General features: G+C 65.7%; 5 protein-coding genes. 3 read left to right on the top strand and 2 right to left on the bottom strand.

Annotation, left to right across the window (positions count from 1 at the left end):
• Positions 1-145: 145 nt before the first annotated feature.
• From KGM94_RS22180 to KGM94_RS22190, 3 genes are read left to right on the top strand one after another with little or no spacing between them, the layout of a single operon-like run.
• A complete protein-coding gene (locus KGM94_RS22180) occupies positions 146-1,165 on the top strand; it encodes a TRAP transporter substrate-binding protein (protein ID WP_300264134.1) in 1,020 nt (339 codons plus the stop codon).
• Between the two features lie 15 nt (positions 1,166-1,180).
• Positions 1,181-3,073, top strand: coding sequence for a TRAP transporter large permease subunit (locus tag KGM94_RS22185; protein WP_300264135.1), 1,893 nt, complete (start codon positions 1,181-1,183; stop codon positions 3,071-3,073).
• Between the two features lie 26 nt (positions 3,074-3,099).
• Entirely contained in the window at positions 3,100-4,749 is a 1,650-nt protein-coding gene (locus tag KGM94_RS22190) for an acyl-CoA synthetase (protein WP_300264137.1), read from the top strand.
• 65 nt (positions 4,750-4,814) lie between these two features.
• Here the strand turns inward: KGM94_RS22190 and KGM94_RS22195 are convergent, their stop codons facing one another.
• The gene (locus tag KGM94_RS22195) at positions 4,815-5,612 is read right to left on the bottom strand and encodes an MBL fold metallo-hydrolase (RefSeq protein ID WP_300264139.1); all 798 of its coding nucleotides are present in this window, start codon (positions 5,610-5,612) and stop codon (positions 4,815-4,817) included.
• Entirely contained in the window at positions 5,609-6,397 is a 789-nt protein-coding gene (locus KGM94_RS22200; protein WP_300264141.1) for a TatD family hydrolase, read from the bottom strand. The genes KGM94_RS22195 and KGM94_RS22200 overlap by 4 nt, the downstream gene beginning before the upstream one ends.
• Between the last annotated feature and the right edge of the window lie 295 nt (positions 6,398-6,692).

Genomic DNA, 6,692 nt, shown 5'->3' on the forward strand with positions numbered 1-6,692 from the left:
CCGTTCGCCTGAAAGCCGATATTGCCGCGACCGCGCGTGGCTGCAATAAGCGGCATTCGCGCGAGATCGCAGATGACCGTCCGACCTGAGGTCCGTATGGTTTGCATCTCACAAGAACAACATCCTATTTCAGGGAGCAAACCCGATGAGCTTTTCCCGACGCACGCTTCTCAAGGCTTCTGCCGCGACCGCGGTCCTTGGCGGCATCGGCGCACCGCATGTGGCCCGTGCCCAGAGCGCCGAGTTCACCTACAAATACGCCAACAACCTGCCGGACTCCCATCCGCTGAACGTGCGCGCCAAGGAAATGGCCGCCGCGATCAAGAGCGAGACCAACGGCAAGTTCGACCTGCAGATCTTCCCGAACAACCAGCTCGGTTCCGATACCGACATGCTGAGCCAGATCCGCTCCGGCGGCGTCGAGTTCTTCACGCTGTCGGGCCTGATCCTGGCGACCCTGGTCCCGGCGGCCTCGATCAACGGCATCGGCTTCGCGTTCCCGGACTACGACACGGTCTGGAAGGCCATGGACGGCGACCTCGGCGCCTATGTCCGCGGCGAGATCAAGAAGGCCGGCCTCGAGGTCATGGACAAGATCTGGGACAACGGCTTCCGCCAGACCACGTCGTCGACCAAGCCGATCAACGGTCCCGACGACCTCAAGGGCTTCAAGATCCGCGTGCCGGTGTCGCCGCTGTGGACCTCGATGTTCAAGGCGTTCGACGCCGCGCCCGCCTCGATCAATTTCAGCGAGGTCTATTCGGCGCTGCAGACCAAGATCGTCGAGGGCCAGGAGAACCCGCTGGCGATCATCTCGACCGCAAAGCTGTACGAGGTGCAGAAGTACTGCTCGCTGACCAACCACATGTGGGACGGGTTCTGGTTCCTGGCGAACCGCCGGGCCTGGGAGAAGCTGCCGCAGGACATCCGCACGATCGTCGCCAAGAACATCAATGCGGCCGCAGTCAACGAGCGCGTCGACACCGCCAAGCTGAACGCCAACCTGCAGCAGGAGCTGGCGGCCAAGGGCCTGGTCTTCAACCAGCCCGCCACCGCGCCGTTCCGCGACAAGCTGCGTTCGGCCGGCTTCTATGCCGAGTGGAAAGGCAAATACGGCGACCAGGCCTGGGAGCTCCTGGAAAAGGCCGTCGGCAAGCTGTCGTAACGCCTCCAGGCCGTCATGGCTCGCATCGAGGTCGCCGAGGTCGAGATCACCGAGGTCGTGGTGGGCGAGGTGTCCCCTCGCCGACCTTCGCCGCTCGCGGCGCTGGAAGCGCTGCTCGGCCTGATCGTCGAGATCCCGGCGGCGATCCTGGTCGTCGCCGAGATCGTGATCCTGTTTGCGGGCGTGGTGGCGCGCTACGGGCTGCACCGGCCGCTGATCTGGTCGGACGAGCTCGCTTCCATCCTGTTCCTGTGGCTTGCGATGCTCGGTGCGGCGGTGGCGTTCCGCCGCTCCGAGCACATGCGCATGACCGCGGTCGTGGCCAATGCGCGGCCGGCGATGCGGGCCTATCTCGACCTGATCGCGACCTGTGCGGCGCTGGCGTTCCTCGTGCTGATCGTCTGGCCGTCCTGGGACTACGCCTACGAGGAGAGCTACATCACCACGCCGGCGCTGCAGATCTCCAACATCTGGCGTGCCGCTGCGCTGCCGATCGGCATCTGCCTGATGGCGCTGTTTGCCTTGCTGAGGCTGCTGCGCGCCGCCGACATCCGCATGATGCTGGCCGCGCTGGCTTCGGTCGCCGTCTTCATCGGCCTGTTCTGGCTGGCTCAACCCTATCTGAAGCCGCTCGGCAATCTCAACCTCGTCATTTTCTTCGTCGGCGTCGCCGGCTTCTGCGTGTTCGCCGGCGTTCCCATCGCATTCGGCTTCGGGCTCGCGATCTTCGGCTATCTGGCGCTGACCACGCGCACGCCGGTCATGGTGCTGGTCGGGCGGATGGACGAGGGCATGAGCCACCTCATCCTGCTCTCGGTGCCGCTGTTCGTCTTCCTTGGGCTCCTGATCGAGATGACGGGCATGGCGCGGGCCATGGTGGCGTTCCTGGCAAGCCTGCTCGGCCATGTCAGGGGCGGGCTGCATTACGTGCTGGTCGGCGCGATGTATCTCGTCTCCGGCATCTCCGGCGCCAAAGCTGCCGACATGGCGGCGGTCGCGCCGGTACTGTTCCCCGAGATGAAGCAGCGTGGCGCCCGCCCCGGCGATCTCGTGGCGCTGCTCGCCGCAACCGGCGCGCAGACCGAGACCATTCCGCCGAGCCTCGTGCTCATCACCATCGGATCGGTGACCGGCGTCTCGATCGCCGCGCTGTTCACCGGCGGGCTTTTGCCGGGCGTGGTGCTCGCCGTCACGCTCTGCATGCTGGTGTGGTGGCGCTATCGCAACGAGGACATGAGCCATGTCCGGCGCGCCGGCGGCGGCGAGATCGCAAGGACCTTCATCGTCGCCCTGCCCGCGCTGGCGCTGCCTTTCGTCATCCGCTACGCCGTGGTCGAGGGTATCGCGACCGCTACCGAAGTCTCGACCATCGGCATCGTCTATGGCGCCCTCGTCGGGCTCCTGATCTATCGTCGCTTCGAATGGCGGCGGCTGTTTCCGATGCTGGTGGAGACCGCGGCCTTGTCCGGCGCGATCCTGCTGATCATCGGCACCGCCACCGGCATGGCCTGGGGCCTGACGCAGTCCGGCTTCTCCCGCTCGCTGGCATCGGCGATGACCGGGCTGCCCGGTGGCTCCGCCTCCTTCATCGCGGTGTCGATCCTGGCGTTCACCATCCTCGGCAGCGTGCTGGAGGGCATTCCGGCGATCGTGCTGTTCGGTCCGCTGCTGTTCCCGATCGCACGCGCCGTCGGCGTGCACGAGGTGCATTACGCCATGATCATCATCCTCGCCATGGGGATCGGGCTGTTCGCGCCCCCGTTCGGCGTTGGCTACTATGCCGCCTGCGCCATCGGACGCGTTGACCCGGCCGAGGGTATCCGGCCAATCTGGGGCTATCTGCTGGCGCTGCTGGCGGGACTGATCGTCGTCGCGATGTTTCCGTGGATATCGATCGGGTTCCTGTAAGCCGCGCGTTCCAAGGGAGGTTGCCGATGCCTGACCGCCAGAACCAATACAATCTCGGCCTGGACAAGACGCCCGCAAACTACGTGCCGCTGACGCCGCTGAGCTTCCTCGCCCGCAGCGCCGCCGTCTATCCCGACCATGTCAGCACCGTCTATGAGGGCCGTAGCTTCACTTGGGCTCAGACCCACGCGCGCTGCCGGCAGTTCGCCTCCTGGCTCGCCGCAAAGGGCATCGGCGTCGGCGATACCGTAGCGGCGATGCTGCCGAACATCCCGGCGATGAACGAATTGCACTTTGCCGTGCCGATGGCGGGCGCGGTGCTCAACGCGCTCAACATCCGCCTGGACGCGCCCTCGATCGCCTTCCAGCTCGATCACGGCGGAGCCAGGATCATCTTGGTCGATCCCGAGTTTTGCGGCGTGATCACCGACGCGCTGGCCCTGATGAAAGGCCCAAAACCGTTCGTGATCGACGTCGACGATGCCTCCTTCAAGGGGGGAATGCGCATCGGCGCGATCGAATACGAGGCGGCGCTTGCGCAGGGCGATCCGAATTTCGTACCGGTGCGGCCTCAGGACGAGTGGAACGCGATCGCGCTGAGCTACACTTCGGGCACGACAGGCAATCCCAAGGGCGTCGTCACCCATCACCGTGGCGCCTATCTCAACGCCGTGAGCAACATCCTCGCCGGAAATCTCGGCCAGCATCCGGTGTATCTGTGGACGCTGCCGATGTTCCACTGCAACGGCTGGTGCTTTCCCTGGACGATTGCGGCCGCCGCGGGCGTCAATGTCTGCCTGCGCAGGGTCGAGCCGACGAAGATATTCGAGCTCATCAAGACACGCGGCGTCACCCACATGTGCGGCGCGCCGATCGTCTACAACACGCTGATCAACGCGCCCGATGCGCCCAAGGGCAACGCGGCCCGCCGCGTCGTCGGGCTGATCGCGGGCGCCGCGCCGCCGGTCGCAGTGCTCGAGGGCGCCGAGAGCATCGGCATCAAGCTCACCCATGTCTATGGACTGACCGAGGTCTACGGCCCCGCCTCCGTCTGCGCCGAACAGCCGGGCTGGGACGATCTGCTGGCGCCCGAACGCGCGCGCATGAAGCGCCGGCAGGGCGTCCCCTACCCGCTGGAGGAAGCGGTCACGGTGCTCGATCCGCAGATCATGCGGGAGGTGCCGCGCGACGGCGAGACCATCGGCGAGGTGATGTTCCGCGGCAACATCGTGATGAAGGGCTATCTCAAGAACGAGAAGGCGACGCGGGAAGCGTTCGGAGGCGGCTGGTTCCATACCGGCGATCTCGGGGTGCTCGACGAGCACGGCTACGTCATCATCAAGGACCGCTCCAAGGACATCATCATCTCCGGCGGCGAGAACATTTCCTCCGTCGAGGTCGAGGACATCCTCTACAGGCATCCAGCCGTGCTGTTCGCCGCCGTGGTCGCCAAACCCGATCCGAAATGGGGCGAGGTGCCCTGCGCCTTCGTCGAGTTGAAGGAAGGCGCGAGCGCCACCGAAGCCGATATCATTGCGTACTGCCGCAGCCACATGTCCGGCTTCAAGACGCCCAAGGCCGTGGTGTTCGGACCGATCCCGAAGACCTCCACCGGCAAGATCCAGAAGTTCCTGCTGCGCAACCAGGTGGACTCGGCGAAGGCGATCTCGGCGTAAGGCTGGCGGTCGCCGATCGTCGCCTTGAGGAAAGCGCGTAGCACCTGGTCCGCCCGGTCAGGGCGTCAGCGCACCGTCAACCGCAGCCCGTCATGAGCGGGGACCACGCCCTCGGGCAGCTTCTGCCGCAACGTCTCGTAGTCGACGTCCGCCGTCATGTTGGTGATGACGGCCCGCTTCGGCTTGAAACGGTCGATCCAGGACAGCGCATCGTCGATACTGAGATGGCTGGGATGGCTGGCATAGCGCAGACCGTCGATGATCCAGAGATCGAGGTCTTGCAGTGCGTCCCAGCTCTCTCTCGGAATGTCGTTGAGATCGGGCGTGTAGGCGGCATCGCCGATGCGGTAGCCGAGCGCCGGAATCTGGCCATGCTGCACCAGGAACGCGGTCATGTTCACCGCGCCCCCCTTCCCCAAGATGGTCTGGGTCTCGCCGGCCTCGATCGAATGCCGGGTCAGGATCGGCGGATAGTCGCTGCCCTCCGGCGAGATGAAGCAGTACGAGAACCGCGCCATGATGTCCTTGGCGGTCGACTGGTTGAAATAGACGGGAATGCGCCGGCGCATGTGGATGACGACGGAACGCAAATCGTCCATGCCATGGGTCTGATCGGCATGCTCGTGGGTCAAGAACACCGCGTCGATGTGATCGACGCGCGCATCGATCAACTGCTCGCGCAGGTCCGGCGAGGTGTCGATCACGATGCGCGTGGTGCCGTGCTGGGAGGCGTGCTCGACCAGCAGCGAACAGCGGCGGCGGCGGTTCTTCGGGTTGGCCGGATCGCAGGCGCCCCAGCCGAGCGCCGGGCGCGGCACGCCGGCGGAGGAGCCGCAGCCCATGATCGTCAGCGTCAGCGTCATGCGGCCGCTCCAAGCCTGACTTTGGAGAATAGGCGGAAGAAGTTTTCGGTAGTCTGGCGGGAAATCTCCTCCAGCGAGACGCCGCGTGTCTCCGCCAGCACCTTGGCGACCTCGACGACATAGGCTGGCTCGTTGCGCCTGCCGCGATGCTTGCCCGGCGCCAGATAGGGCGAGTCGGTCTCGACCAGAATGCGGTCGGCCGGCAGCTCGGCCGCGAGCGCGCGTAGGGCATCCGACTTCTTGAAGGTCAGGATTCCCGTGAATCCGATCGACAGTCCGAGCGCAATCGCCTTCATCGCGAGCTCGCGCCCGCCGGTGTAACAATGCAGCACCGCGCGGAACGATCCCTTGGCGGCCTCCTCCTCCAGGATCCGGCCGCAATCCTCGTCCGCCTCGCGGGTATGGACCACCAGCGGCAGGCCCGTCGCGCGGGCAGCAGCGATATGAGCGCGGAAACCGCGCGCCTGGGCCTCGGGGGAGCCGTGGTCGTAGAAATAGTCGAGCCCGGCCTCCCCGAGCGCGACGACCTTGGGATGCCTGGTCAGCGCGACCAGCTCGTCCGGCGTGATACCGTCCTCTTCGTCCGCATGGTGGGGGTGGGTGCCGACCGAGCAATGGACGTTGTCGAACCGCTCGGCGATCGCGAGCAATTCGGGCAGCCGTCGCACCCGCGTCGAGATCGTGACCATGCGGCCGACGCCGGCTGCGGCGGCGCGCGCCACGATCCCGTCGAGATCGCCGGAAAAATCCGGAAAATCCAGATGGCAGTGACTGTCGACAAGCATGTTCGAGAACTGGACCCGTGAGCGAAAGTGCCGACGGCACAGGACCGGTTACTACGCGTCACGGCGCGCGGCCGCAATAGCCGGGGACCGGAATCTGCCCCGCGTCCGCGGCTTGCCTTCAGGTCAGACGTCCAGCACCTCGCGCACCTTTTGCGCCAGCCTGTCGCTCTTGTAGGGCTTTTGCAGGAGATGGCCCCCCGGATCGAGCCGCCCGTGGCGGACCATCGAATGTTCGGTATAGCCGGAGGTGAACAAGACGCGGGTCTCGGGATGCGCCTCCATGATCCGATCCGCG

The sequence above is a fragment of the Bradyrhizobium sp. genome, from assembly GCF_028868675.1.
In the GTDB taxonomy this organism is placed as follows: domain Bacteria; phylum Pseudomonadota; class Alphaproteobacteria; order Rhizobiales; family Xanthobacteraceae; genus Bradyrhizobium.